At 52.4% G+C, this 2,497-nt stretch carries 2 pseudogenes; both read right to left on the reverse strand.

Annotated features, from left to right (window positions below):
• Window positions 1-145: pseudogene (locus AEQ63_RS29415) on the reverse strand (DUF6124 family protein); the annotation flags it as partial.
• Between the two features lie 540 nt (window positions 146-685).
• Window positions 686-2,497 (reverse strand): annotated as a pseudogene (locus tag AEQ63_RS28700) (hypothetical protein); the annotation flags it as partial.

A 2,497-nucleotide genomic window follows, 5' to 3' on the forward strand; every position in this document is an offset into this window, starting at 1 on the left:
GGCTAAAGGGCGGTGGCCTGGAGCCGGGTGGGCAGAGGTAGTGATCGAGGGCGCGGTCGGCGGCTTGGTGGAGTTTTTTGGAATCGAGGGATTCGTAGGGGGAGGTGGGGTCGGTTTCGGGTGGGTTGGGTGTGGGTTTGATCATGGTAAAGCTCCTTGAGAGATGGAGCCGTCAGCCTTCGCTGCTAAACGAAGAGGGTGGCGGCTTTACGCGGGTTAGCAGACCAGGCTCAAGGATCCCGGCGCACCGAAGTGCCCCACGCAAAGCCGCCATAACGTAATGGCAGTACTCGCGTGCCTTGAAATTTGCCGAGCTGCTAAACCCGATCACTGAACATCCAGCGACCGCACCACAATAGAACCCGCACCCAAGGCGCACAAGCCGGCGGATTCTGGCTTGGCTGTAGGCAATGACGCAAGGATTTGTAGCCTGGAAGGCGTGACTTGAGGTGTCTTTTAAACACCTTCGTTTAAATCGAAGAGCTGCGCCGAACCCGATGGCCCCTTCGCGAGCAAGCTCGCTCCCACAGTTGGAATGCGGTCAAACTGTGGGAGCGAGCTTGCTCGCGAAAAGGCCATCCCGGTCAGCAGAACAAACTCTATCAAGCCCACTGTTTAAATAACTGGTTGAATATATCTGCGCTCTTTGTTAGTTAGGGTCTGGTCAGTCGTTATCTAATTAAGCCTAATTTATTCCCACTCGAAGTTTGAATCCCATCGGAGTACGTAACAGGTTTGGTGAGTCTTCTTGCAAGCGTATGAAACCTCTTATTGTTGGGTAATCGGCTTTGCTGCCGGTGGCCTGTGTAACTATCGGTGTGTTGCCTAAATTGCTCACATGAGCCCAATATAATTTTCTTTCGCCGACAGTTTGCTGAAAGCCAAACATTAAGCATGTTTCAATTATCAAGTGTTCGTGTGTTTTTATATTTATGAGATAGGCGTTATTGTTTTCAATCCAGGTTTTTGCCTGTATATAATTGTAATTTGACGGGCTTACTATCAATTCATACACATTAGAGCAAAAAACTTCGTAGCTGACCGATGAGTTTCTAGAGTCAAACACTGTGATAGTTGCTTTTCCGTTTCCGGTCGAAACTACATGGCCGGTTATGGGGTCGACGGTAGCAATCGTTGGATCCGAAGACATGTAATTGTATGGTGGGCGTCCACCTTCTGCTACTCGATATTTATGTGCCGAATCGAGTATAAATGCTGTTTTCTCGAATGGTGGGTTGTATGGAGCGGCAGCAGGATACAGGTGGATCCCATCCAACACCATGGGGGTTTTTTCTATCTCCAGTGGTGGGATTGCCTTGACGGTGTAGGTCCTTACCGGAAAACCAACCGTCGTACCCGCATTCGCTACTTTATCGAAGTTCACCTTGAAGTTGATCCTCACTGGCATACCATCCTTAAGCTCACGGAACCAAGCAATCTGTGCTGCCGTTACCAATCCTTCCGCCTGCGTATGCGCTTCACCAGTCCAGAATACTTTGTCTACAGCATTCCCGCTCTCGTCAGTTCCGTCGTAACGCAGCCAGATACACTGATTCGAAGCCTGCAATGGCCATTTTCCAATCCTTAGTTGCGCGCCTTCCTCCAGTTGAGTCACATCCAATTCATCGCTATCCGCACCGTCAACAGTTGGCGTTGGCAAATTCTCATCTTCATCCGCAATCGGCTGCACAATGAGGCTCAACTCCTGCGAATTTTGCGGCGTTCCACCTCGGATGACGATGTAAGTGATTTCCACGGTTTTTGCCAGGTTGAACGCTACGAGCGAGTTGGGGAGGGGAACCTCCTTATCCGCTTGTGCGGTCACATCGAAGGGACCAGCCGTTGCGCTGCCCTCACCGGGCGTGCCGCTCCATGTCACGCTGACTTGCGTCCCGATCATGTTTGTATAAGCCGGAATAACCGCAGTCAGTGTGTCTTTGGCCGCGAAGGGGTTCAGGGTTTTGTCATTCGCCTCCTTGATCCGAGGCTCTTCCAGATCAAGGGCCTTGATCCTGTAAGTCCGTCGGGCAAACGTCACGGCCTCACTCTCAACCTGAGTACCACCAAAGCCTGCCTTGAACTCCAGTTCCAGGTCTCTGCCATCTTCCAGGCTTTGCAAGTCCGGCAGCGGAAAGCCGTTCTGGGCGTAAAAACCCTGATTAATCCATGTCGCGCTGACATGCGAACCCGGCGGTTGCCAGAAGGTTTTCAAGTAGTCGCCCCCGCCTTTCAATGTCCCTTTCGCTTTCAGCCAGACATATTGTTTCAGCGCAATGTGCGGATAACTGTTCGCGCGAAGGGTGGCGTTGGTGGTCAATTGACTGACGTCCAACTCCGGCCCTTCGCCTTGTTCGGAGGCCTGCACGATCGACGGCCCGGGCAAATCGCTTTGCGCAATGGGCGACACCGCCAGTGCACGAATCCGCGACTCTTTCGGATCCTGGGTGCCGCGTGTCACGGTGTAGCTCAGGGTGATCGACTTGGCGAGGTTGAAGGC

The sequence above is a fragment of the Pseudomonas sp. RIT-PI-o genome (assembly GCF_001297215.1).
Taxonomy (GTDB): Bacteria; Pseudomonadota; Gammaproteobacteria; order Pseudomonadales; family Pseudomonadaceae; genus Aquipseudomonas; species Aquipseudomonas moraviensis_A.